This window comes from Variovorax sp. YR634 (assembly GCF_900106655.1).
In the GTDB taxonomy this organism is placed as follows: Bacteria; Pseudomonadota; Gammaproteobacteria; order Burkholderiales; family Burkholderiaceae_C; genus Variovorax.
This window is the reverse complement of the sequence record NZ_FNOL01000007.1, coordinates 137,493-162,261: the sequence shown is the minus strand read 5'-3', so window position 1 is coordinate 162,261 and position 24,769 is coordinate 137,493. Positions and strand designations below refer to the sequence as shown.

Annotated in this window: 23 protein-coding genes and 1 tRNA gene; 12 read left to right on the top strand and 12 right to left on the bottom strand. The window is 66.8% G+C overall.

Annotated features, from left to right (window positions below):
* The first annotated feature begins 48 nt into the window (after positions 1–48).
* A complete protein-coding gene (locus BLV60_RS15000; RefSeq protein ID WP_093055800.1) occupies positions 49–873 on the top strand; it encodes a ferritin-like domain-containing protein in 825 nt (274 codons plus the stop codon).
* A 466-nt stretch (positions 874–1,339) separates the two neighbouring features.
* Here BLV60_RS15000 and BLV60_RS14995 read toward each other — a convergent pair whose 3' ends face one another.
* Both BLV60_RS14995 and BLV60_RS14990 read right to left on the bottom strand, forming a co-directional pair.
* Complete coding sequence (locus BLV60_RS14995) at positions 1,340–1,627, bottom strand: hypothetical protein (protein WP_093055798.1); 288 nt, start codon at positions 1,625–1,627, stop codon at positions 1,340–1,342.
* A gap of 275 nt (positions 1,628–1,902) precedes the next feature.
* The gene (locus tag BLV60_RS14990) at positions 1,903–2,340 is read right to left on the bottom strand and encodes a hypothetical protein (RefSeq protein ID WP_093055796.1); all 438 of its coding nucleotides are present in this window, start codon (positions 2,338–2,340) and stop codon (positions 1,903–1,905) included.
* Between the two features lie 88 nt (positions 2,341–2,428).
* Between BLV60_RS14990 and BLV60_RS14985 the strand changes: the two genes are divergently transcribed.
* Together BLV60_RS14985 and BLV60_RS14980 are read left to right on the top strand one after the other, a co-directional pair.
* Positions 2,429–2,502, top strand: a tRNA-Gly gene (locus tag BLV60_RS14985).
* A gap of 219 nt (positions 2,503–2,721) precedes the next feature.
* Entirely contained in the window at positions 2,722–3,525 is an 804-nt protein-coding gene (locus BLV60_RS14980; RefSeq protein ID WP_093055988.1) for an alpha/beta fold hydrolase, read from the top strand.
* Between the two features lie 17 nt (positions 3,526–3,542).
* Here the strand turns inward: BLV60_RS14980 and BLV60_RS14975 are convergent, their stop codons facing one another.
* Entirely contained in the window at positions 3,543–6,056 is a 2,514-nt protein-coding gene (locus BLV60_RS14975) for an ATP-binding protein (RefSeq protein WP_093055794.1), read from the bottom strand.
* Positions 6,057–6,061: 5 nt separating this feature from the next.
* Positions 6,062–6,388, bottom strand: a complete 327-nt coding sequence (locus tag BLV60_RS14970) for a response regulator (protein ID WP_176928803.1) — start codon at positions 6,386–6,388, stop codon at positions 6,062–6,064.
* 198 nt (positions 6,389–6,586) lie between these two features.
* Here BLV60_RS14970 and BLV60_RS14965 point away from each other — a divergent pair, with 198 nt between their 5' ends.
* Complete coding sequence (locus tag BLV60_RS14965) at positions 6,587–7,324, top strand: response regulator (protein WP_093055790.1); 738 nt, start codon at positions 6,587–6,589, stop codon at positions 7,322–7,324.
* Between the two features lie 23 nt (positions 7,325–7,347).
* On the opposite strand, the gene BLV60_RS14960 is transcribed toward BLV60_RS14965, so the two are convergent.
* Complete coding sequence (locus BLV60_RS14960) at positions 7,348–7,830, bottom strand: DUF4148 domain-containing protein (RefSeq protein WP_176928802.1); 483 nt, start codon at positions 7,828–7,830, stop codon at positions 7,348–7,350.
* A gap of 279 nt (positions 7,831–8,109) precedes the next feature.
* On the opposite strand from BLV60_RS14960, the gene BLV60_RS14955 reads away from it, so the two are divergent.
* Positions 8,110–8,394, top strand: coding sequence for a hypothetical protein (locus tag BLV60_RS14955; RefSeq protein ID WP_093055786.1), 285 nt, complete (start codon positions 8,110–8,112; stop codon positions 8,392–8,394).
* A 37-nt stretch (positions 8,395–8,431) separates the two neighbouring features.
* Entirely contained in the window at positions 8,432–9,052 is a 621-nt protein-coding gene (locus tag BLV60_RS14950; RefSeq protein ID WP_093055784.1) for a hypothetical protein, read from the top strand.
* Here BLV60_RS14950 and BLV60_RS14945 read toward each other — a convergent pair.
* Entirely contained in the window at positions 9,038–9,814 is a 777-nt protein-coding gene (locus BLV60_RS14945) for a Crp/Fnr family transcriptional regulator (RefSeq protein ID WP_093055782.1), read from the bottom strand. The two genes, BLV60_RS14950 and BLV60_RS14945, sit on opposite strands and share 15 nt — an antisense overlap.
* Positions 9,815–9,886: 72 nt before the next feature.
* Between BLV60_RS14945 and BLV60_RS14940 the strand changes: the two genes are divergently transcribed.
* Positions 9,887–12,133 carry a DUF6351 family protein gene (locus tag BLV60_RS14940; RefSeq protein WP_143042590.1) on the top strand — a complete coding sequence of 749 codons (2,247 nt, stop codon included), beginning with the start codon at positions 9,887–9,889 and terminating at the stop codon, positions 12,131–12,133.
* Here BLV60_RS14940 and BLV60_RS14935 read toward each other — a convergent pair.
* Entirely contained in the window at positions 12,130–13,038 is a 909-nt protein-coding gene (locus BLV60_RS14935; protein ID WP_093055778.1) for a LysR family transcriptional regulator, read from the bottom strand. The genes BLV60_RS14940 and BLV60_RS14935 overlap by 4 nt on opposite strands.
* Positions 13,039–13,149: 111 nt before the next feature.
* On the opposite strand from BLV60_RS14935, the gene BLV60_RS14930 reads away from it, so the two are divergent.
* The 4 genes from BLV60_RS14930 (at position 13,150) to BLV60_RS14915 (ending at position 16,272) form a co-directional block, all read left to right on the top strand.
* A complete protein-coding gene (locus tag BLV60_RS14930; RefSeq protein ID WP_093055776.1) occupies positions 13,150–14,424 on the top strand; it encodes an SGNH/GDSL hydrolase family protein in 1,275 nt (424 codons plus the stop codon).
* Between the two features lie 70 nt (positions 14,425–14,494).
* A complete protein-coding gene (locus tag BLV60_RS14925) occupies positions 14,495–14,692 on the top strand; it encodes a hypothetical protein (protein WP_093055774.1) in 198 nt (65 codons plus the stop codon).
* Positions 14,674–15,225, top strand: coding sequence for a 2'-5' RNA ligase family protein (locus tag BLV60_RS14920; protein WP_256329110.1), 552 nt, complete (start codon positions 14,674–14,676; stop codon positions 15,223–15,225). The genes BLV60_RS14925 and BLV60_RS14920 overlap by 19 nt, the downstream gene beginning before the upstream one ends.
* A gap of 33 nt (positions 15,226–15,258) precedes the next feature.
* Entirely contained in the window at positions 15,259–16,272 is a 1,014-nt protein-coding gene (locus BLV60_RS14915; protein WP_093055772.1) for a phosphotransferase enzyme family protein, read from the top strand.
* A 15-nt stretch (positions 16,273–16,287) separates the two neighbouring features.
* Here BLV60_RS14915 and BLV60_RS14910 read toward each other — a convergent pair whose 3' ends face one another.
* The 4 genes from BLV60_RS14910 to imuA form a co-directional block, all read right to left on the bottom strand.
* Positions 16,288–17,205, bottom strand: a complete 918-nt coding sequence (locus BLV60_RS14910; RefSeq protein ID WP_093055770.1) for a hypothetical protein — start codon at positions 17,203–17,205, stop codon at positions 16,288–16,290.
* 80 nt (positions 17,206–17,285) lie between these two features.
* Positions 17,286–20,639 (bottom strand): error-prone DNA polymerase, encoded by a 3,354-nt coding sequence (locus tag BLV60_RS14905; RefSeq protein ID WP_093055768.1) that lies wholly within the window; start codon positions 20,637–20,639, stop codon positions 17,286–17,288.
* On the bottom strand, positions 20,632–21,996 hold the full coding sequence (locus BLV60_RS14900; protein WP_093055766.1) for a Y-family DNA polymerase: 1,365 nt from the start codon (positions 21,994–21,996) through the stop codon (positions 20,632–20,634). Before BLV60_RS14900 ends, BLV60_RS14905 begins: the two co-directional genes overlap by 8 nt.
* A complete protein-coding gene (gene imuA, locus BLV60_RS14895) occupies positions 21,965–22,771 on the bottom strand; it encodes a translesion DNA synthesis-associated protein ImuA (RefSeq protein ID WP_093055764.1) in 807 nt (268 codons plus the stop codon). Before imuA ends, BLV60_RS14900 begins: the two co-directional genes overlap by 32 nt.
* A 99-nt stretch (positions 22,772–22,870) precedes the next feature.
* On the opposite strand from imuA, the gene BLV60_RS14890 reads away from it, so the two are divergent.
* Positions 22,871–23,806, top strand: coding sequence for an aldo/keto reductase (locus BLV60_RS14890; RefSeq protein WP_093055762.1), 936 nt, complete (start codon positions 22,871–22,873; stop codon positions 23,804–23,806).
* Here the strand turns inward: BLV60_RS14890 and BLV60_RS14885 are convergent.
* Entirely contained in the window at positions 23,793–24,764 is a 972-nt protein-coding gene (locus tag BLV60_RS14885; protein WP_093055760.1) for a Bug family tripartite tricarboxylate transporter substrate binding protein, read from the bottom strand. The two genes, BLV60_RS14890 and BLV60_RS14885, sit on opposite strands and share 14 nt — an antisense overlap.
* Positions 24,765–24,769: the final 5 nt, after the last annotated feature.

Sequence of the window (24,769 nt, the reverse complement as noted above, 5' to 3'; positions counted from 1 at the left end):
CGGTCTGCGCCATCCGTACTTGTACGGACAAAAGATCAAGGAGTTCGCATGGCAAGCCAAGAGGCGGAACAACACTGGCAGATCGAAGACCTGGATTTCTCGCGCATCGCGCTCGACAAGGTACGCCCGGACGAGAATCTCTTCTACCTGGTGACGTCCGCCTCCTTCATAGAGAGCGGCTCCGACCTCTACACGCAGAACCTGGTCGACTTCTTCCGGGGCGACGACGAAGTCACCGACTGGCTGTCGAACCACTGGGAGCAGGAAGAACTGCAGCACGGCAAGGCCCTGCGCGCCTACGTTCGCCACGTGTGGCCTGAGTTCGAATGGGACACCGCCTACCAGGGCTTCCTTGAGGAATACGCGACCTACTGCAAGGTAGAGCTGCTGGCGCCGACCCGCGCCCTCGAAATGACCGCCCGCTGCGTGGTCGAGACCGGCACCGCCACCTACTACCGCGCCATGGCCCGCAGCACCGACGAGCCCGTGCTGCAAGACCTGGCCACCCGCATCGCGACCGACGAGGTCAACCACTACAAGCACTTCTACCGCTTCTTCCGCCGCTATCGCGAGCAGGAAAAGCTGAGCCGCTTTCGCGTGATGGGCACCATCGGCCGCCGCACGCTCGAACTCAAGAGCGAGGACGCCGACTGCGCGATCCGCCATGTGGTGAAGGCGCGCTCGCCCGGCCGCGCCAGCGATACGGCCTACGTGGAGCGGCTGAGCGCGGACATGAACAGCACCATCCGCACGAACCTGAGCCCCGGCAACACGCTAAAGATGCTGATGCGGCCGCTGGAGCTGCCGGCGAAGGTGCAGGCGGTGATCCAGTACCCGATCAGGCAGTTCATGCAGCACGTGTTCCTGCGCTGAGGGATGGCTGGATAGATAGATGTGCGGGTTGTCGGCACCGCACAAAAAAAACCCAGCACAGGGCTGGGTTGAACCTCTTGAGTGCTGTCACGCACAGAGAACTCGCACTTCGAAGCGAGTCCGCAAAATCTAGGGCCTCATGCCCCGGCGCCTTGTCGGACAGGACCGACACTTCAGATCGATGGGTCTGATCAGGTGAGCGCCAGCGGTCTGCCAACCGCACAAAACTGCCAAATAGTTCACGTTTTAATAAGTGTCCTACGGCGACTGCCTGTTTCCGGCTGACACCGGCGTCCGGGGCGACCACAGACCATACCGATGCTGTCACGCAACAGGGCCGCATAAAAGAAGAGCTCTCTGTCAGTGCTTAGAGCCGGCCCACCAGGGTCACTCGGACCCGCTTCGGCGGGTATTTTTTTGGCGCGACGCCGCACAGACCGAGCCCACGCCCCGGCCCCCGCTGCTTTCAGTTCGCCGAGGTCAGCCCCGGCTTGCGGGTTCCGTCCAGCGAATACAGCTGCGGCCGGTCTTCCGCGGTGCCTTCCGCCACCAGCCCATGCGCCACCGCCTGCGGCTGGCGATAGAGCTCGTTCTCGAGGCGCCTGACGCGTTCGGCGTACATCCGGGCCAGGGCGCTGTGATGCTCTGCCGCCGCCTGATGCTCGATGCGCGCCATTTGCGCCTCTTCAAGAAGTGCCGCCGCGCGCCGGAGGTACGCGGTGTGATTCGGGCGAAACAAGAAGTCGAACGTCATTTCACGCTCCTTTCCGCAAGGGTGCGGAGGAGTGATGTTCCTCCGCGCCCGCCTTCAAGTCTGTCGGAGCACGCCTACCCTCGGGCTACCCATTTTTCCCTTGACTTGCCCATACCACACGGCCATGACACGTTGTTCCTTCTTGACGGGGACAACGTTGTGGAAAACTGTGTGCGCATCGCTCGAAAGCCTTGCCTGGCGTGGCCTGCAACGCGATGCCTGCGAAAGAGGCAGTGCCCGAAAAAAATTTCTGAGCGCCGTCGGCTGCTGCCGGATTACCCCATATCCGACCGCTTGCAATTGAAGACCGTGCCCGGATCGACCGCCCGCAGCACCGGCACCTTGCCCACGAACGTCACCCCGGCACTTATCAGACGCCACTCCCCCGCCTTGAACAGCTTGAAGAGGTTCGTGACTTCATCGCCTGCCGCGGGAATGGCATTGAAGACGTAGACCGGCTCGCCGCCCTGGGTATCGTCCATGCTCAGCAACTCGGCCCGCATCTTGCCCATGGTGTCCGCGTCCTTGGTCCTCTGGCGCACGATGTCCATGTTGACGGTACGAGAGTGCTCGTCGATCGAGATCCTGCGGATCCAGGGGGCTGGCCCCGCGCTGTTGTGGGCTGGCACGCATGCGATCGTTCCGGCTGCGGCCGAGCTTGCTGCCGCGGCGAAGAACAAGTGAAGGGCGAGGTGAGTGGGCTTGAGTTTCATGCTCGGTTGAGGCTCCTGGGTCGAAGGACATGCATCTATACTCCCGCCTGTCGTCGCTCGCAGGCATGCAGTCGGCGACTTGCCAGATGCGGGTGTAGTTCAATGGTAGAACGGCAGCTTCCCAAGCTTCATACGAGGGTTCGATTCCCTTCACCCGCTCCAATTCAGGGTCCGACGCGATCCTAGAGATTCTCGAGAAGCCGTTTCAAATCCACGGCTTCCAAAAAACTCCGTTCTGAACAGTCCGACGACCCCCTGCGGTATTTCGTCTGTAGCAGACACAACTTCAGCTGCATTCAAGCGCCCCCGCGCCGCAACCCATGCGCAATGCGTGCGGCAGACAGTGATGACTTCTCAACCTACCTTGACGAAGAACACATCATGAATCGACGCTCTTTCGCAGCCATCCTCGCAGCCGGTGCCGCCGCATCTGCCCTCTCCGGCCCAAGCATCGCGCAAGCGGCCACCAAGACTTCGAAGATCCCCGGCGCGGCCACCGCCTCGGGCATCCGGAACGTGGTGCTGGTTCACGGCGCCTATGCGGACGGCTCCTGCTGGACCGAAGTGATTGCCCGGCTGCAGAAAGCGGGACTGAACGCCACCGCTGTCCAGAACCCCCTGACCTCGCTCGCGGACGATGTCGAAGCCACGCGCCGCATCCTCGCGCTGCAGGACGGCCCGACAGTCCTCGTCGGCCATTCGTGGGCCGGGATGGTGATCAGCGAGGCGGGAGTCGACGACAAGGTTGCCGCGCTCGTCTACGTGGCCGCACGCGCCCCCGATGCCGGCGAAGACTATGGCGCCCTGGCCGCGAAATTCCCCACCCCGCCCGCGAGCGCCGGCCTTGTCAAGGCGAACGGTTTTGCCCAGTTGAGCGAAGAAGCCTTTCTTCGCGACTTTGCGGGCGATCTCGATCCGGCCAAGGCGCGCGTGCTCTACGCGGTGCAGGGGCGCATCTCCGACACGCTGTTTGCGTCGCGCACGACGCAGGCCGCCTGGCGCTCCAAGCCGTCGTGGTATGCCGTGTCGACCAACGACCGGACGATCTCGCCGGACATGGAGCGATTCCTCGCGAAGCGGATGAACGCGAAGACGATCGAACTGCCCGCGAGCCACCTCTCGCTGATTTCCCATCCCGACGAAATCTCGCACCTGATCCTGGAGGCTGCGCGGAGCAATGCTTGAAGTGAAAGCGCCGGACTTCAGGAGCCATCGCCAATCAGGCGGGACATGCATTCGGCCAGCTCCTGAAGGCCCAGCGGCTTGTGCAACAGCACCGACACGCCCGCGCTGCGGGCGCGCTGCTCCAGCGAGACGTTGACGTTGCCACTCATCAGCGCCACCGGCAGCGCCGGGCGCTGCGCCAGCAGCCGCCGCGCGAGCTCGCTGCCCGGCATGCCCGGCAGCATCTCGTCGGTGAGCACGGCGTCGAAACGTTGCGGGTCGGCCTCGAACGCGGCCAGCGCGCGCTCGCTGGTGCCGAAACCCACCGGCTCGTAGCCCAGGCTCGCAAGAATCTCTTCGGCCAGTTCCAGCAGCGGCTGCTCGTCGTCCACGACCATCACGACCTCGCCGTTGCCGCGCGGGCAGCCTTTCACGGTGTCCAGCGGCGCCTGCTCCGGCCCGCCGTCCATCGCCTGGCCCTGGAGAACCGGCAACCACACCGACACTACCGTCGGCCGGCCGCTGCCGGTTGTCACGTCGATGGCACCGCCAAGGTCAGCCACGATGCCGTGCACCACCGACAGGCCCAGCCCGGTGCCCTCGCCGACCTTCTTGGTGGTGAAGAACGGATCGAACATGCGCTGCAACACCTCGGGCGGAATGCCGGGGCCGGTGTCGCCCACCTCGAGGCAGACATACGAACCGGCCGCAATGTCGCCGTGCAGCAGCGCGCGCTTCTGCTCAACGTCCACGCGGTCGAGCCGCAGGCTCACCACGCCCTGCTCGCCCATGGCCTGCACGGCGTTCGTGCAGAGGTTCATCACCACCTGGTAGAGCTGCGTGCCGTCGCCCATCACGGCTGCGCTGCCGGACTGCAGCCGAGCATCCACGCGCAGGCCCGGCGGCAGCGTGGGCGTGAGCATCGATATCACTTCTTCGACCAGCGCCTGCATGTTGACCGGCACGCGCTCGGCAATGCCGCTGCGGCTGAAATCGAGAATCCGCCGCACCAGCAAACGCGCGCGTGCGCCTGCCTGCATCACGCGGTCGATGTGTCGGCGCATCGCGCTGCCGGCCGGAGCCTGCTGCTGCGCCATCTCGCCGAAGCCCAGAATGGCGCCCAGGATGTTGTTGAAGTCGTGCGCGATGCCGCCCGACAACGTGCCGAGAGCTTCGAGCCGCTGGGTCTGCTGCAGGCGTGTTTCGAGCCTGGCCTTGTCGGCCTCGGCGAGCTTGCGGGCGCTGACGTCGGTCGCTGCGCCGAACAGCCGCAGCGCCGCGCCAGCCTCGTCTCGCACGCAGCGTCCGCGGGCATGGATCCAGCGCCAGTTGCCATCGGCATGGCGCACGCGGTATTCGAGTTCGATGGCGTGCGTGCGCCCAGCCAGGTGGTCTTCGATGGCCTGCCTGGCGTGCGGGGCGTCGTCGGGGTGCAGTTGCACATGGCGCAGCACGTCGGCCGGAGTGCCCAGAGGCACCGACGCATCGACGCCGTGCAGTGCCCGCCACTTGTCGGAAACGAACACCGTGTTGTGCGCGAAGTTCCATTCGGCATGGCCTTCGTTCGCAGCCTCCATGGCCATTGCGTAGCGCTCTTCGCTCTGGCGCAGCGCCTGCTCGCCGCTCTCCTGCCGGCGCAACTGGCGCAGCAGGCCGACGATGGTGAGCACCACCAGCAGGATCAGCAGCACCGTGCGGATGCCTGAGCTCAACATCTCGTCGTACCAGGGCCGCAGCGCATAGTCCTCGTCGCGCATGATGGCCAGGATCAGCGGCCGCTTGCCCACGTCCACCGCCGAGATCAGCTTGCGCCGCCCGTCGATGGGGTCGACGGCGTGCGCCACCACGCCCCTTTCCTTCAGCGCCGCGAGTCCGGGAAAGCTCTGCTGCCTCTTCGGGTCATCGGCGCCCGGCTGCCGCACGATCAGCGTGCCGTCGTTCAGCGTCAGCAGCAGCGAACTGCGCTCGCCGAGCCGGATGGCGGAATACATGCCTTCGAGGTGCTGCAGCGTGACGATGGCCGTGACGACGCCGGCGAACGATCCGTCCGGCCGGTCGATGCGACGCGACACCACCAGGCCCGCCAGCCCTTCGGTGCGGGTGAGCATCGGTTTGCTGATGAAAAGGCCCACGCCCCGCGCATCGCGCTGTGCGGTGAAGTAAGGCCGGTCGGACACATCGGCGAGCGGAGTGCCCGTGTCGCGCGAGCGGTATTGCTGCATGCCTTGCGCGTCGATGACCGTCAGCACATTCACCTGCGGCACGCCCACGGTGCGCGAGGCCAGTGCGGCCGATACGGCCTGCGGGTCGAGGCGTGCACCGCCCGCCTCGTACCAGCTTGCAGCGTCGCGCAGCACCACGTCGACCGCCTGCAGGCTGCGCAGCGATTGCTCGGCCAGCGCCTTGCTCAGGTTGCCGAGCTCGCGCTCGTTGGCCATCATGATCTGCTGGTGCAGGCGCCATCCGTCGTAGCCCGCGGAGCCGATGCAGGCGACGATCAGCAGCGCACCGACGGCGACGATGCGGTGGCGCAGGCGGTCTGCAGCCTTCATGCCGTTCAACGCGCCACGCTGATCGCCGTGGCCACGGCGTCGAGCAACTCGCCACGCGCACAGGGCTTGGCAACCAGGCGCCTCAGTCCCAGGGCACGCGCCGCATGGGAGTCGCCGTGCAGGCTGCGGCCCAACTGGGTGGACAGGCCGATGAGCACGGAATGCGGATACCGGGTGCGCACCGCATGCACGGTCTGCGCGCCGCGTGAGCGGAAGTCGGGCACGTCGACGATCACGAGGTCGACGCCCAAAGCCGGTGCGGCACTCTGCAGGGAGAGGCCACGCACGGCATAGCCTTCACCCCGCAGCCACTCGCAAATCAGCGTTCGCATGGCGCTATCTTCCTCGATCACGACGACGGTCAGCATGGTCAGTCAAACACGGGCGGTTGTTGCGGGCCGCACCCATTGCGGCCATGAGTTCATTGGCGCCTTCGTGGATGCCGCCGTCATGTCGGCCGTGGGGCGAGCATTTCATCTGTAACCCGGCCGTACGCCGGGCGCAGCGAAGTTGCATTACCCTTCGCCCCCATGAGCTCCAGCCACCACATCCTCGTCGTCGATGACGATCCGGCCATTCGGGAGCTGATGGCCGAGTACCTCACCGAGAACGAGCTGCGCGTGACCACGGCGGTCTCGGGCGCCGAGATGAGAAAGGCGCTGCAGGAGTCGGTCATCGACCTGGTGGTGCTCGATCTGCGGCTTGGCGGCGAAGACGGCATGCACCTGGCCCGCCACCTGCGCGAGACCAGCACCATTCCCGTCATCATCGTGACCGGCAAGCGCGACGAGGCCGATCGCGTGATGGGCCTGGAGATCGCGGCCGACGACTACATCACCAAGCCCTTCAGCAACCGCGAGCTGCTCGCCCGCATCCGCGCGGTGTTGCGGCGCTACCAGGTGCAGCGCGACGCCGCTGCCACCGCGCCGGTCAAGGGCACGGAGCGCCGGGCCTATCGCTTCGCAGGCTGGGAGCTCAACGTGCTGGTGCGCCGCCTCACCGCGCCGGACGGCCGGAGGGTGGAGCTGAGCAACGGCGAATTCAACCTGCTGCTGGCACTGTGCGAGGCGCCGCAGCGCGTGCTCTCGCGCGACCAGTTGCTCGAACTCTCGCGCCTGCACGGCGCCGAGGTGTACGACCGGTCGATCGACGTGCAGATCCTGCGACTGCGGCGCAAGATCGAAATCGACGCCTCGGCGCCGCAATTCATTCGCACCGAACGTGGGGCGGGCTACGTGTTCGATACCCAGGTCGACGCGCTGAGCTGAAGGCCGGCGCGTCGACCCTGCGCTCACTGCGCCGGAGTCTGCGGCGCGGCCATTGCGACAGCGCTGTTCGGGGCCGCGACATTGCCACCGTGCGCAAGGTAGAACGAGCCGCTGTCCTGGCCATAGAGCGCGTCGAAGTGACCGCTCTTCTCGGCCGCGGCCAGCTCCGACTTGACCTCGTCGCGCGATTCGGTCGACTTGAAGTTGCGCGCCAGGTAGGCCGAGCCGCTGTCGGTGGCGCTCAGCACGCCGAGCGAGCCGTCCGCCTTGGCCTGTGCCAGTTCGGCCGTTACTTCCGAGCGCGATTCACTCGGCTGGAAGTGGCGCGACAGATAGGCCGAGCCGCTGTCTTCACCCGTCAGCGCAGCGAGTTGTCCGCTGGACTGGGCGGCCTTCAGCTGCGCCACGACTTCGGCGCGGGTCAGGCTTTGTGCCGAGGCACCGCCGGCGGCGGCAAGCATCACGACCGCGGCAAGAGCAGACATGGCGGCATTGAGTTTCTTCATGATCGATTCCTTCTTGCGCATCTGAAAAAATGGAAGAGGTCGCGCCGGCAGACACGCATCCGGCAAGCCCCGAGTCAACACCTGGGTGATCCAGGCACCGGTAGCGGTGCTCGTCTCGGGTTCGACTTTGCGAGGCGTGAGTTGCGTTCGAATTACGCGTACGCCATCCCGGATTCAGATGACGCGGGAATGATTTCAGATGAAACGCGGCGCAATGCCCGAGGCGGATGTAGCAAAACTGCCTCCATCCGGCCTGCGCAATCACGTAGCATCCCGGCCATGAGCTACACCGTGAAACTGGTCGATTTCCCCGACGCCCCGGCCGACGTCATCGCCACTGCGGAGTCGCGCTTCCGCCGCGAACTCGACAAGCTGCTAGGCGAGAGCGTCGAAGCCGCGCTGAAGGCATTCGAGAACGCCAGCGAGTCCAGCGCCGACGAACTCAGCAAGGACGAGCTCGCGCTGGCCGCCACCTGGGCCAAGGCCTACGAAACCGCCAAGACTGCCGGCTTTCGCGCACTCGGCGAAGCCGACGAGGCCTACTTCGAGATCCGCCTCGACTGACCTGCCCGTTCTTTCCCCTCGACTCCAGGACCAGCCCATGAAACTGCTGTTCGCCCTGCTTCTCTGCGCCCTGCTCTGCGCCTGCGCGAGCGCACCGAACACGGCGCCGGCCGCAGGAACAACGGCAGCAACGCCGCCCGCCGCCGAGTCGGCACCGGCCCCGCCCACGGGCGTGCAGTGGCGCTACATCAACTCCAAGTCTTACGAGGCACTGAATGCGGGCCTCGGCAACAGTCACCGCTTCGAGAGCAGCGTCGGCTGGATCGATGTCTACGTGTACGACATGAAGCGCGCCTGGCAACCAGGCGTGGACGACCCGCAATTCGACGAGCACTTCAAGAGCACCATCGCCGAGGTGCAGCGAGCCACCGCCCAGGGCATGTACGCAAGCGCCAGGATCGGCCCCACACGCGACGTGCGCATCGAAGGGCTGACCTTCCGCACGGTCTCGTTCCGCCTCGTGCATGCAAAGGACGCCAAGGCCTACGACTCGTTCACCTACCTCGCGGTGCGCAACGGCAAGCTGCTGAAGTACCGCATGTCCTTCAACGCGCCGGCCCCTGCCAACGTGGAAGCCATTGCGCGCGAGTTCATCGAACGCAATGTGCGCACCGGCCCCGACACGCCAGTCGGCACGCGCCAGCTACGCAGCACCTGAAGGGCGCAGCGGCAAGACGCCTTCTGCCTTGTAGCCGCGCAAGCCGCCAAGATCGAGCACCGTCAGCCCGCGCTTTTCGAGGCGGATGAGTCCTAACGCCTGAAAGCGCTGCAGCGCAACATTCACGCGCTGCCTCGATACGTTCGCGAGCAATCCGATCTCTGTCTGCCCCACTTCCAGGAAGCGCGGCGCATCGGGATACAGATCAGGATTGAACAGGCTCGCCAGGCAGTTCGCGACCCGCGCGTCGGTGTCGAGCAGGCGCTCATGCTCCAGCGCGCCGATGAAGAGACTGAGCCGCGCGTTGAGCAGTTCCTGCAGATAGTGGTTAAACGGCACGCTGGTGCCGCGCAGCCATTCGAAGGTGCGCCGGGGCATCAGCGCCACGCGCGTGGGTCGCAACGCGAACACGTCGTAGCGGCGCGCCTCGTGCTTGAACAATGAGCCTTCGCCGAACCACACGCCGGCCGATACGCCCGTGAGTGTCGAGACCCGTCCGTCTTCGGATGCGACCGACATCTTTGCGAAGCCATCGATCAGCGCCATCCAGTGCTCGACCGGCTCGCCGGCGCGCGCAATGCAGCCGCCGCGCGCGAACTGCCGTTCCTGCATGCTGCCGAGCACATGTTCGAGGTCAGCCGGCGACAGGGCCGACGCCCATTTGGAACGCCGTACCGTCTCTTCCAGCACCTGCGCAGCGGAGGAAGAAGAAAAAGGCTCGCTGGGTGAATCAGGGATTACCTGTAGCAATTCGCGCGTCATGTGTCGTCGCAACGACCGCGCCCCGGAACGTCCATTCGTATTCTTTCAAGACATACAACACAGGAGACGTCCATGTTCGCTACACCCCGTCGCCCGCACAAGCGGGTTTTTCCGTGGCCGCGCCGGCCCCGCGCCCTTGCCGCGGGTCTCGCCATGGCAGGAGCTCTGCTCGTCGCGGGATGCGGCGGAGGCTCCGACGGCGGATCGGGGTTTTCGTTCATTCCCGGCGCCAGCCCACCGCCCACGACGCAGACGCCGGCCGCGTTCCAGGTGAAGACGCTCTCGTCGTCGCCCGACATGGTCAGCGGCGGCGACTCGCTGATCGAAATCACCGCACCCGTTGGCGTGGCGCTTGACAAGGTTCGCGTAAGCCTGAACGGCAAGGACGTGAGTTCGCAGGTGCCGGTGGCCGACAGCACGGCCCGCGTACTGCGCGGCCTCGTCACCGGGCTCACGACGGACGCTTCCAGCACCACGGGCAGCACCAATACGCTGGTGGTCAGCAACGCCGACAACACTGCGCAGCGCACCGAGACGAAGCTGGTCAACTACCCCATCACCGGGCCCATTCTTTCGGGCCCGCACATCTCGCCTTATGAATGCCGCACGGTGCAGAACGGCCTGGGTTCGCCGCTCGACGCCGACTGCTCGGCCGCGACGCAGGTGGTCTGGTACTACCGCAGCACCTCCAATACTTTCAAACCGCTTTCAGACCCCACGGGCACGCGCCCCGCTGACCTCGCGACCACCACCACCAACGACGGCAACACCGTGCCCTACATCGTGCGTGTGGAGTCGGGCACCATCAACCGCGGCGTGTACCGGCTCGCGGTGCTCGACAACCCAACCAAGGACGCACCCGCCACCTGGAAGCCCGGCGCGGGCTGGAACAAGAAGCTCGTCGTGTACTTCGACTGCTGCGGCTCCGCCCAGTACAACCAGGGCGTGCATCCCATCGAGACGATCCTCGGCGATGTGGGCCACATCCAGCTGTCGCGCGGCTTCGCCTTCATGAACTCGACCGAACTCTGGAACAACCAGCACGCCAACCCGCACCTGCAGGGCGAGACGCTGATGATGCTGAAGGAGCACGTCATCGAAGAATTCGGCGCCGTGCCCAAGTGGACGGTCGGCTTCGGCGGCTCGGGCGGCGCCATCCAGCAATACCTGATCGCGCAGCTCTACCCGGGCCTGCTCGACGGCATTCAGCCCATCGTGTCCTTCCCCGAGACGCTGATGCCCGAGGTGATGGAGTGCCGGCTGCTCAACAACGTCTACAAGCTTGACACCACCACCTGGACCACGGCCAAGCAGAACGCGGTGAACGGCTTCAACACCAACACCTGCACGAGCTGGGACCTGTCCTTCGCGAGCATCATCAAGTCCGACAACGCCGTGGGCTGCGGCTTTCTCGAACCGGCCAACGTGTCGAACGTGTTCAACCGCACGACCAACCCCAACGGCATCCGCTGCGACCTGTTCCAGACCAACGTGAACCTGCTCGGCAAGCGCGCCGGCACGCAGGAGGCGCGTCGCCCCATCGACAACGTCGGCGTGCAGTACGGCCTGGCCGCGATGAACAGCGGCGCGATCTCGGTGACGGAGTTTCTCGATCTGAACGAGAAGGTCGGAGGCTACGACGGCGACGGCAACACGCAGGCCGCGCGCTCCGTGGCAGACCCCGATGCGCTGAAGCTCACCTACGCGGGCGGCTTCAAGAACAGCTTCAAGGGGCCGGGCCTTGCGAACATTCCGATCGTCACGCAGCGCGGCAATGCCGATGTCGTGGGCGACATCCACGACACGATGCAGGACCTGATCATCCGGGCCCGCCTGCAGCGCGCCAACGGCCGCAGCGACAACCAGATCATCTGGACGCTGGGATCGAAGTCGCCCGTCGACTACATGTCGGCCTCGCTCGACCTCATCAACAAGTGGCTGGACAACATGGCCGCCGACACGGCTGCACCGTCCATCGACAAGGTGGTGCGCAACAAGCCCGTTGGCGCGAACGATGCCTGCTGGGACGCGAGCGGCACGCGCATCGACGAAGCCGCGTCGACCAATCCGGCGGCCAGCTGCAACGTGGTGTACCCGCGCTTCAGCACGCCGCGCCTCGTTGCCGGAACGCCGCTGGTGAACGACGTGCTCAAGTGCCAGCTGAAGCCGGTGAATGCGGCTGACTACTCGGTGACCATTGCGGGCGCCGACCTGGCGCGCCTGCAGACCATCTTCCCGAGCGGCGTGTGCGACTGGAGCAAGCCGGGCGCGGGCCAGGAGGCGCTGCGGGGCACCTTCTTGCGGCTGCCGCTGAACTAGCGCGTAACCGGGCGGGAGGCGCCCGGCAGCTTCGCCACCCGCTCGGCCAGGAAGTCAACCAGCACGCGCACGCGCAGCGGCTGGTGGCGGCGCGGGGCATACAGCAGGTGCACCTCCTGCGCCGGGCCGGTGTGGCGGCCGAGCAGGCGCACCAGTCGGCCTTGTTCGAGCAGGTCGGCCACCATCCAGGTGGGCTGCAACGAGATGCCGGCGCCGCCGAGCACGCTGTCGAGCAGAGCCACCGCGTTGTTCACCCGATAGCGGCTGCGCACCGGCACGGTGACGGGGCCATCGGGGCCTTGCAGCAGCACGCCGTCGTCGCCCGCCGCATAGCGCAGGTAGTCGTGCGCCAGCAGGTCCTGAGGCTTGCGCGGCTTGCCGCGTGCCGCGATGTAGTCCGGTGACGCGACCAGCACGCGCGGCCACGTGCCCAGGTGGCGAGCGACCAAGTCGGGCGGCAAGGCGCCGCCGACGCGCAGCGAAACGTCGATGCGCTCCTCCAGCGGATCGACGAAGCGGTCGTCGAGCACCAGCTCCAGCTCGATGTCCGGGTACAGGCCCAGGAACTCCACCGCCATCGCGTTGAGATGCCGCTGGCCCATGGTCACCGGCGCGCTCATGCGCAGCAGGCCGCGCGGCTGCTGGATGCCTTCGCGCACGTCGGACACCGCGTCGCCGTAGTCCTCCAGCATGCGCCGCGCGCGCTCGTGAAAGCGCTGGCCTTCCTCGGTCAGGCTCAGGCCTGCTGCGGTGCGCCGCAGCAGGCGCACGCCGAGCGAACGCTCCAGCCCCGCGACCAGCTTGCTGACGGTGGGCTGCGTGGTGTCGAGCGCGCGGGCCGCGCCCGACAGGCTGCCCAGCTCCACGCTGTGCACGAAGGCTTCGAGGGCGCGCAGGGTGTCCATGGTGTATTCGTATTTGGAATGGTCTGGATGCCATTCTGCCGTCTACCCATCCGGATACGCATGAAAGAAAGTCGGGGCCTTGCTTCAGCTTTCATCCAAGGACCCCTTCTCATGACCACATCGACACTCGCATCGATCCTGCGCCACGGCGCCCTCGCGCTCACCCTGGCCGCCACAGCCGCAACTTCAACAGCAGAACCGGCGGCCTACTGGAGCCCCAGCTGGATGGCCAGCACGCAACCCATCTGGAACGGCGACTTCGTGCTGCCCACCGGCCTGCCCTTCCAGTTCAACCGGCAGACCGTGCGCCAGGTGGCGCGGCTGAGCATCGGCGGTTCGCGGCTGCGCGTGGTGATCAGCAACGAAGGCGGGGTGGCGCCGCTGTACATCGGCGCGGCACGCGTGGCCCGGCATGCCGAAGGCTCTGCGGTCATCGAGGGCAGCGACCGGCCGTTGCGCTTCGGCGGGCAGGCCGACGTCACCATCCCGCCCGGCGCGCGGCTGGTCAGCGACCCGGTGGACATCGCCATGCCCGCTCTCGGCAAGGTTGCGGTATCGCTCTATCTGCCGCGGCCCAGCCAGCCCGCGGGCTTTCACTTCGATGCGCGCCAGACCGCCTACGTGGCCGATGGCGACCTGACCGGCGCCGCGCGCCTGCCGGCAGCGGCAACGCAATGGAGCACCCGTGTCTACGTCAGCGGCCTGATCGTCGAGACACCCCGGCCACCAACCACCGTCGTCACCCTCGGCGATTCGCTGACCGACGGCAACGGTTCCACGCCCAGCGCCAATACCCGCTGGCCCGACGCGCTGGCCGAGCGGCTGGTGGGACGCAATGTCGCTGTGCTGAACGCCGGCATCTCCGGCGGCCGCCTGCTGAAGGACGGCATGGGCCGCGCCGGCCTGGAACGCGCAGGCCGCGATGTGTTCGCCCAGCCGGGCGTGCGCGCCATGATCGTGCTGCTGGGCACCAACGACATCGGCTGGCCCGGCGGCCCGTTCGCTCCGAACGAACCCGCCGTGCGCGCGGAAGCCGTCATCCAGGGCCTGCGGCAGCTGGCGGAGATGGCCCATGCCCACAACGTGCGCATCATGGCCGGCACCATCGCGCCGACCGAACGCGCGCTGGAGGGCACGCCGCTCGAAGGCCACTACTCGCCTGAGAAGGACAAGGTGCGCCAGGCCGTGAACCGCTGGATCCGCGAAGGCGGCGCGTTCGACGCCGTGGTCGACTTCGACGCGGTGTTGCGCGACCCGGCCCGGCCCTCGCGGCTGAAGGCGGCGATGGACTCGGGCGACCACTTGCATCCGGGCGATGCGGGTTACAGGGCGATGGCAGCGGCTGTCGACCTGGATGCTCTGCTGGGCACGCCTGCTCGACCCTGAAAATACTGTACATAAATACAGTATTTCTCTAAAATTCGTCGTCTCCAAGAACAACTTCAAGGCGACGCCGATGACCACCGCCAATCCGCCTGCGCCCACTGCGCAGGTTCTTTTTTTCTCCAGGTTGCACCAGTTGCAGCCCCGCTCCCACACAGGCCGGATCTCGACCTGGCCCTTCAAGGTGACCCGTGACAAGGGAGACATTCGCGTGCAGGCAGCGCGCGTCATCCGCACGACGGCCGAGAGCTGGTGGCCGCCTGGATCCTGAAGAAGCGCCCGATGGCCGAGTCCAATAAGCTTCTCGTCGGACTCTTTCCCGCCAGGGAAGTGCAAGCTGAAATAGAGGCGCACCGCAAGAACTGGTGGTGGCCCAGAGGCTGCTCCTTTCCGCCCGTAGACCGCCTGCACCTGACGCTCCAGTACCTCCCCGATCAGCAGGGCAACGCCGAGCAACGTCTGCGCGCCGCGCTCGCCGAAGTGTCAATGCAGCCACTGCAACTCACGCTCGACCGCTCCTGCACATGGTCGAACGACGCCTCGGTAGTGCAACCGTCGGAGCATGAAGATTTGCGGCGCCTTCAGTACGACATCAGCCGTGCGCTGGTGCGAGCCGGCTTTTCCCTCGATGTCCATGTCCGCGGATGGACGCCGCACGTCACGATCGCACGGGACGCTGAACGCGCAGCAAGGCCCACTTCCCTGAAGCCCATCCGCTGGACGGCAACAGAGTTCCGACTGGTCCGCTCGCACTTCACGTATCCGTTTCGCCACGAACCCCTCGGCTCCTATCCTCTGCACTGAGGTGCGGCATTCGTCCGGCGCTACAGTGGCCGCATGCTGACGCCCCCCGACCTGTCGCGCGAAACCGTCGCGCAATACCTCGCCGATGCCTATGGCCTGCACGACGCCCGCATCGAATTCCTGCCCCTCGGCGCGGATGTGAACTCCGCCGTCTTTCGCATCAATGCGAGTGACGGCGCCGCGTACTTCCTCAAGCTGCGCAGAGGCGATTTCGACCAGCCGGTCGTCGCGGTCCCTGCCTTCCTTCACCACGACAAAGGCATCGAAGCCGTGATGGCGCCGCTGCCCACAACGAGCCAGCAGTTGAGCACGCAAAGCCACGGTTTCGACTGGGCGCTCTATCCCTTCTTCGACGGCAAGAACGGTTTCGAACGCACATTGACGAACCGCCAATGGACCACGCTCGGCGCCGCATTGGGCGCGATCCATCGCACCGAGCTGCCCGAAGCGCTGTCGGCCGGTCTTCCCAAAGAGCACTACGCCCACCACTGGCGTGAAGGCGTCCGCCGCTACCAGCGCCGGTTCATCAACGGCGTGAAGGGCGACGACATCGTCAAGCGCTTCCTCGCCTTCTGGGAGGAGCATGCGGAAGAGATCGACACCGTCGTCTATCGCAGCGAACAGCTCGCCTCCATCCTGCTCGAACGCCCGCCGCAGCTGGTGCTGTGCCACTCCGATCTCCACGCGGGCAATGTCCTCGTCGGCGACAACGACCGCATTTCCATCGTCGACTGGGACACGCTCATCCTCGCCCCGAAAGAGCGCGACCTGATGTTCATCGGCGGTGGCGTCGGCCACGTGTGGAACCAGCCGCAGGAAGAAGCGCTGTTCTACGAAGGCTACGGACTTAAAGACATCGACCTCGTCGCCCTCGCCTACTACCGCTACGAACGCATCGCAAAAGACGTGCTCGAGTTCTGCGACCAGATGTTCGATGCCACGGCCAGTGCTGAAGACCGCGAAGAAGGCCTGCGCCAGATGCAGAGCCAGTTCCTGCCCGGCGACGCCGTCGCCATCGCGCATCGGAGCTACGACGACATCACCTGACCCGGCCCGAGGTCGTCAGATCAGCATGTCCTGCACGTCGTCCTCGAATCCGGCAATCGGCTGCGCCTTGGCCAGCGCGAGCCACACCGCGAACGGAATGCGATCGAACGCGCGATGCACGGCTGCACGCGCGACCACGAGGCGTTCGCCCTCCAGCACCATCACGCCGCATTCGGCCGGCACTTCTTCTGGTTTGGCGATGCAGCGGCCCTTCGCGTCGTTGCCCAGCACGTACCAGCACTCGCCGCCCAGGTCGAGGTACGCCGCGCGCTTGTCGGGCTTGCGCAGGTCGCCCAGCAGGTCGGCGCGGCTCACCTTCACCTCGTGCACGATGGGGTGCGCGTAAGCCTCCACGCTGGTATTGCGGATCGAGAACACATCGGGCCGCGCAACGCACCAGCGCGGCTTGCCGCCCTCTTCCAGCGGCGGCAGTCGGGCGCGCAGGCCCAGGCCGCGCCATGCGATGCGGCCGCCGCGCGTCATCTCGCGCGCCACGCGCTCCACCAGGGCTTCGTGCGGCGACAGCGCGGCGCGGTTGATGGTGAGCGTGGTGGCGATGCGCGCAATGCCGGTGTCGGTCACGCGCAGCGTCTCGTGGCCGTGCACCGTGCGCACGCGCTCCAGATAGCCGCCAGCGAGCAGTTCGACTTCGACGGTGTCGCAGCACGGCCAGCCGGCCGAGCGATAGATCTCGCGCAGGCGCCGCGCGTGCGGCTTGCCGAACGGAACCGCCGTCTCGGCCTTCTGCATAGGTGGAGGCTCCACCACCGGCGGCGGAAAGCCGGGGTCGGTCACAGGCGGCACGACTGGTGGCGGATCGCCCTCCGGCGGTGGCATGGGCGGCGGCGGTGGTGGCACGGGCACGTCGGGCGCAGGAGGCGGCGGGCCGATGGGCGTGGCGACGATGGGGTCGAGAGCGGCAAGTGCGGACATGGCGGAAACAGGTTAGCGAAAAGCGGAGGAAGGCGCGAGGCATGGAACGATCGGTTGCATTCGGTCGCTCCCTTCCCGCGTCAATGAAAGTCGCGGCTCGTGTTGCTCTGCGCGAGCCGGCCCATGAGCGGCGTCAGGTCCCTGAAGCCGGTGGCGATCAGGTGCTGCACCTTGCCGCCGCTGTCGTCGTCGCGCTGCCATGTGCCCTGCACTGCGAGCAGGTGCGACTTGAGCAGCGGCTCGCGCCAGGCCTCGATGACATGGCTCCAGACGATGACGTTGACGTTGCCCGTCTCGTCCTCCAGCGTGACGAAGATGGTGCCGTTGGCGGTCTGTGGACGCTGCCGTCCCTTGACGATGCCGCAGGCGCGCGCGGTCTGCCCGCTGGGCAGCGAACGCAGTTCGGCCGCGCTCATGAGCTTCATGCGCGCAAGGCGCGGGCGCAGCAGCGCGAGCGGATGGCGGCGCAGCGTGAGGCCGAGCGCCGCGTAGTCGCCGACGATCTCCTCCCCCTCGGGCGCGGCCGGCAGCAGCAGCGCCTGCTCGTTGATCGGCACGCCCCGCAGCAGAGCCGGCGACCGGTGCTGCGTGGTGGCGTCCCACACCTGCTGGCGCCGATGGCCCGAGAGCGACATCAGCGCATCGGCGGCGGCCAGCGCGGCCATGTCCTTGCCGTCGAGTTCGGCGCGCAGGGCAAGGTCTTCGGTGCTCGTGAAGGGCGATTGGTCGCGTGCTTTGAGCAGGCGCTCGGCGCCACCCTTGCTGAGGCTCGATATGCGGTTCAGGCCCAGCCGCACCGCGGGCTGGTTCTCGTTGCCGAGGCGGTCGATGTAGCGTGGATCGATGCCCGGAGAACGCAGCGCATCGGGGTCGCGAGCTTCGAGCGTGGTGTCGAGTTCGCTGCGTGTGACGTCGACCGGGCGCACCTCGACGCCATGGCGACGTGCGTCCTGAACGAGCTGCGACGGGCTGTAGAAGCCCATCGGCTGCGAATCGAGCAGCGCGGCGAGGAAGCAGGCCGGCTCGTAGTTCTTGAGCCAACTGCTCACCGTTACCAGCAGCGCAAAGCTGGCGGCGTGGCTTTCAGGGAAGCCGTAGTCGCCGAAGCCCATGACCTGCTTGAAGATGGCTTCGGCGAATGCCCTGGGGTATCCGTTTTTGACCATGCCATTCACGAGCTTTTCGTGGAATTTGTCGAGGCCGCCCTTGCGCTTCCACGCCGCCATGGCACGCCGCAGTTGATCGGCCTCGTCGGCCGTGAACTTGGCCGCGATCATGGCGATCTGCATCACCTGCTCCTGGAAGATCGGGATGCCCAGCGTGCGCTCCAGCGCGGGGCGTAGCTCATCGTCTTCGTAATGGATCGGCAATTTCTTCGCCACCCGCTCCCGCTGCTTGAGATACGGATGCACCATGCCGCCCTGTATAGGCCCGGGCCGCACGATGGCAACCTCGATCACCAGGTCTTCGTAGGTGCGCGGCTTCAGGCGCGGCAGCATCGACATCTGCGCCCGGCTCTCGATCTGGAACACGCCGATGGTGTCGGCGTCGCAGATCATGTCGAACACCTTCTGGTCGTCGCTCGGTATCTGGTGCATCTCCAGCATCGAGCCCCGCCAGCGATTCATGTGAGCGAGCCCCCGGCGGATCGCGCTGAGCATGCCGAGCGCGAGCACATCGACCTTGAGCATGCCCATCGCTTCGAGATCGTCCTTTTCCCACTGGATGACGGAGCGGTCTTTCATCGACGCCTTCTCGACCGGTACCAGCCGCGTGAGCTTCGTGTGCGTGAGCACGAAGCCGCCCACGTGCTGACTCAGGTGGCGCGGGAAGCCCTTGAGCCGCTGCGTCATCTCGATCCAGTGCATCAGCTTGAGTTCGTCCTCCTCGACACCGACGCGCGCCGAAGCCTGGCGCAGTTGCTCGCCGAGCACTGTCTCGTCGAACCAGTAGTGGTCTTTCGCGAACTCGTCGATCAGCCGCTCGTCGATGCCGATGGCCTTGCCCACGTCGCGCAACGCGCTGCGTGCGCGATAGCAGATGACGACGGCGGCAATGGCGGCACGGTCGCGGCCATATTTTTCGTAGATGTACTGGATGACTTCTTCGCGCCGCTGGTGCTCGAAGTCGACGTCGATGTCGGGCGGCTCGCGGCGTTCGCGGCTCAGGAAGCGCTCGAACAGGAGCGTGCCCTTGTCCGGATTGATGGCAGTGATGCCGAGGCAGAAACAGACTGCCGAGTTGGCCGACGACCCGCGCCCCTGGCAAAGGATGCTCTCCGAGCGAGCGAAACGCACGATGTCTTCCACCGTGAGGAAGAACATCTCGTATTTGAGATCGATGATGATGTCGAGCTCTTTCTGGACCTGCGCCCGCACCACCTCGGGAACGCCTTGTGGATATCGACCCCGGGCACCTTCCCATGTCTTGCGCATCAGCGTCTGAGCTGGCGTCTCGTGATTGCCCACGCTTTCCAACGGGTACTTGTAGTTCTCGCGGATCACTTCAGGGTCGAACCTGCACCGCCCGGCCACCAAAAGCGTGTTCGTCAGCATCTCCTGAAAATAAAGTTCCGCCAGCCGCATGCGCGGCCGCAGATGCCGCTCGGCATTCGACTGCAGCGCAAAGCCGCATTCGGCCACCGTCTTGCCTTCGCGCACCGCCGTCAGCACGTCGTGCAATGGCTTCTGCGAGCGCACGTCCATGCGCACGTCACCGGCGGCCACGAGCGGCACGCCTGTTTCCTCGCCCGCCTGCATCAGCGTGACGAACCAGAGGTCATCGTCGAGTTCGTTGAACAGCTCCACGGCCAGCCAGAGGTTTTCGCCGTACAGCGCCTTGGCGGCCATCAGGTCTTCGTGCAGCGTCGCAACATCCATCGCACCGCCGGGGTTGCGATGCGGTACGAAAAGAACCTGGCAGTGCTGCAGCGAGGCCACGTCGCTGTCTTCCCAGCTCACGCGGTACTCGCCCTTGGGCAGTTCGGTGTTGCGCGCGGCGGTGATGAACTCGCACAGGTTTCCCCAACCCTCGGTGTCGTTTGCGATCACCACGAGCTTGAAGCGCTCGAACTGGAACTCGCTGCCGAACAGCAGGCGGAAAGCGGAGTTACGCGGGATCTCCGGCTCGTCGGGATGCTCGCGCTCGTGCTCGGCCAGCTTCGCCGGAAGGTCGCGCAGGGCCACATGGGCCCGCACGATGCCCGCCACCGAGCATTCGTCGGTAATGGCAAGCGCGATATAGCCGAGCTGGTAGGCCCGCTCCACCATCTGCTCCGGCGTCGAAGCGCCCCGCTGGAAGCTGAAGTTGGTCAGGCAATGGAGCTCGGCATAGTCCGGCAGCGTCGGCGCGGCTTTTTTGCGCAGCGGCAACGGCAGCGCATGCACCTTGGCCGAGTTGCGCCCGCGCAGTTGCTTGCCGCTCAGGTCAGGCATAGAAGCCCTGCAGATACCAGCGCACCTCGCCGGAAGAAAAGCGCGCGGCGGGCCGCTCGCGAAAGATCCACACCAGCCCGGCCTCGGGGCTTTCCGCGACGTAGTAGTCGCGCATCGCGGGCTGGCCGCCGTCTTCCTTGTCGCCCCACCAGCCCGTCTCGACACGCTGCGGCCCGATCAGCCTGCTCAGCGGGCCGCGATAGCACGGGCGCTCGCCGTCCATTTCGAGCAGCAGCGGCTCGGGCAGCAGCCACGGCGGGTAGATGGCGTCGGGCTGCGACGCCGCGGCCTTGGCGGCCTTTGCTTCCTTGCGGACCTTGTCACCGGGCGCCTTTTCCTTTTCTTTCTGCAGCGCGGGCCGCCATGCCTGCTTGCGTTCGGGCCGGTGGTCGGCCTGCGCCGACGGCACCACCACCTGCTGCGCTCCGAGCCGCACGCTGAGCCGCTCGACCATCTCGTGCAGCCTGTCGCCCTTGCGGTTGTCTTCCGGCAGAAAGCTGGTACTGGCGCCAGCCCACGGATCGGTTTCGAGCGTGCGCAGCCTGAGCCAGCTCGCGGGCGCGGCCAGCGTGGTGAGGGCCAGTTTTTCGGACAGCAGGCGGCGCAGGTGCGCCATGTCCTGCGTGGGCTCGGCCGTGCGCACGGTGACTTGCTGGTGCGGCGGCAGGTTCACGCCATTGAAGCGCTTGAGATCGAGCGTCCACTCCAGTTCGAGCGCGCGCGCACCACGCTGGCGGGCACGCAGCCAGATCTGCAGGGCCGACAGTAGCCGGTTGGCCGACCACATGAGTTCGGGGGCTGTCTCGGCCAGCGCGGGCAGCTCCAGCTTCTGCTCGAACACGTCGGGCAGCGTTAGCCAGGCATGGCTTTCGGGGCGCAGGCCCCATGCGGCGTCGAGCGCCTCGCGCAGCCCTGCGCCGAAGCGCCGCGTGAGGCCGCCGCGCGGAAGCGCCGCCACCTCGCCCCAAGTGCGGCAACCCAGGCGCGCAAGCAGGTCGAGGTGTTCGCGCGCGGCGCTCAGAGTGTCGAGAGGCAGCCCGGACGGCACGTCCTGCGGCCGCTTTTCCTGTCGCACGAACAGGCGCAGCCGGGCCAGCGCGATCAGGCTCGTGGCGCCCTGCGCACCCTGCATGCGAACGTCGGGCGCGGGGTTGTCGGCAAGCAACTGGCGCATCAGCTGCAACCGCCCGCCCCACAGGCGCTCGCAGGCGGAGACTTCGAGCATCAGTGCCTCGTCTTGCCAGGCGACGTGGGGCGTGTACTGCAGCGCCCACCAGCCCAGCGCTTCGGGCGTGGGCAAGACAGGAGCATCGGGCGTGTCGGCGTCAAGCGACCACCGCAAGGCGATCCAGTGCATCCGGGCCTCCTTTCCACGCGTCGATGCGCACCACGGTCGCCGAGGTTGCCGACTCGCCGGCCGGCACCGTGCCCAGTTGCTGCAGACGCAGCTTGCGGCGCAGCCGGGCGGCGGCCAGCAATGCGGTCATGCGTTCGTTGCGCGCCGGCAGCATCACCGGCGTGGCCAGCGGCGGGCCACGACGCTTGAGGATGTGCAGCTCGATCTGCGACGCATCCGCTTCGCAGCGCCCGGCACGAATGCGCAGCCGCGCCGGCGAGGCCGACAGCGCGACCGATTCGGGCCGGCACACGAACAGCAGCACCTCGTGCTGCGCAGCCGCCAGCTGCAGCCGCCGCAGCTCACCCACCCGCGCCTGCGGCAGCCAGGCCACGACGGCTGCGATGTCCGCGCAGCGCAGTGCCTGCTCGCAGGCCCACAGCCGCGCGGCCGGGGCCTCGCTCCTGACCCACATCAGGGCCTCCACCGGCAGCCCCTGCGCCGCGAGCGACGGTCCGCACGGCTCATAAGGCGCACCGACCAGCACCACCGGCCCGCCCCGCGCCTGCACCGCCTGCGCCAGCGCGGGCAGCAGCAGCCGCCAGACATGGGCCTCGGGCGCGGCCTGCAGCAGCTCCGTCATCGCCCCGACCGGCCAGCCGCCGCCCGGCAACTGCGCGTCGAGCGCAGTGTGGCCGGTGGCGACGACCTGTGCGTCGGCCAGGCCGAGCTCGTCGGCATGCCAGACGCCACGGCCTGCGGCAGCGGAAAAGGAGTCGAGGAAAGGAAGGCCCATGGTGAAGACTGTTAACTGTATTTTTATACAGTATTCCATAGCCCACAACAAGAAAGCTGCTTTTCTCTTTTTTGCCCCATCGTCGGATACTGGCCGCCGATGCCGCCCTCGAAGGATTTCCCTCTCACCCGCGCCGAACTGCTGCGCCTGGGCGCCGCGCTGTGCGCAAGCGCCGCGCTCCCCGCTTCCGCACAACCGCAGAGCAAGTCCGCCATGAACACCCGCCCCATCCCCTCCACCCAGGAAGCCCTGCCCGTGATCGGCTGCGGCACCTGGATCGGCTTCGACCAGCGCCCCGGCAGCGAGGAATACAAGCGCCTTCCCGGCGTGCTCGACGCCCTGTTCGCGGCCGGCGGCACGATGATCGACAGCTCGCCGATGTACGGCCGCTCCGAGGAAACCACCGGCGAGTTGCTGGCCGCAGCGAAGCCGCGCGACAAAGCCTTTCTTGCCACCAAGGTCTGGACCTCGGGCCGCGAGGCCGGCATTGCGCAGATGGAGCAATCGTTCGCGCGGCTGCGCACGCAGCGCATGGACCTGATGCAGGTGCACAACCTCGTCGACTGGCGCACGCACCTCGCCACGCTGCGCGGCTGGAAGGAGAAAGGCCGTGTGCGCTACATCGGCATCACGCACTACACGGCCTCGGCCTACGACGAGGTCGAGGCCGTGCTGCGCGCCGAGAAGCTCGACTTTCTGCAGATCAACTATTCGCTCGACGCGCGCGAGGCCGAGCAGCGCCTGCTGCCGCTGGCGGCCGAGCGCGGCGTGGCGGTGATCGTCAACATGCCCTTCGGCGGCGGTGGCCTGCTGCGCCGGCTTCGCGACAAGCCGCTGCCCGCGTGGGCCGGCAAGATCGGCTGCACGAGCTGGGCGCAGGTGCTGCTGAAGTTCGTGCTGAGCCACCCGACGGTGACCTGCACGATTCCCGGCACCAGCCGCGGCGAGCACATGGCGGACAACGCCGCGGCCGGCGCAGGCACATTCCCCGATGCCGCCTTCTGGCGCCGCGAGGCCGCCGCTATTCGAACTTGACGTTGTGCTCCCGCACGGTGGCGCCGAAGGCGTCGTACTGCGTGCGGAAGAACTCGGCGAACTTCGCGGGGCTCATGCCGTAGCCCTCGAAGCCCTGCTGCACCAGTTGGGCATGCACGTCGGGCCGCTTGAGCGTGTTCTGCAGCTCCAGCGAGAGCTTGTCGGTAATCGCCTGCGGCAGCCCCGGCGGCCCGAAGAAGCCGGCCCACGGCGTGATGGTGAGCTTGCCCAGCCCCAGCTCGCCGCCGGTCGGCACGTCGGGCAGCAGGCCGCTGCGCTGCGGCAGCAGCGTTACCAGCGCGCGGATGCGCCCTTCCTTCACGAAGCCCGGCGCCAGCGTGCCGGTGGTGAACATCATCTGGATCTGCCCGCCCAGCAGGTCGGTCATGGCCTGCATGTCGCCCTTGTAGCGCGCGTTGACCACCTTGCGGTCACCCAGCAGCTGCAGCATCGCAAGCTCCGAAGCGCTGTTGCTCGATGCCGAGTTGTAGGCGCCCGGCTTGGCCGAGACCATTGCCAGCAGTTCGTTCACGCTCTTCACCGGCAGGCTCGTCGGCACCACGAGGAACATCGAGAACTGCCCGGCCGAGCTGATCGGCGTGAAGGCCTTGAACGGGTCGTAGGGCGGCGTCGGCCGCAGCGTGGGCGCCGCCACCATCGCAGTGTTGGTGCCCATCAGCAGCGTGTAGCCATCAGGCCTGGCCGACGAGGTGGCCTGCGCCGCAAGCACGCCGTCGGCGCCGGGCCGGTTCTCCACGATCACCTGCTGGCCGAGCTGCTTCGACAGCCCCTCCGCGATGATGCGCGTGAGCACGTCGGCGCCGCCGCCGGTCGCGAAGCCCACGATCAGCCGCAGCGGCTTGTTCGGATATGCATCGGCGCTCCAGGCCACCGCGCCGGGCAGCATCGCGGCCGCAAGAGCCGGGAGCACCGCCATGGTCAGGGTTCTGCGTCGCATGAAAG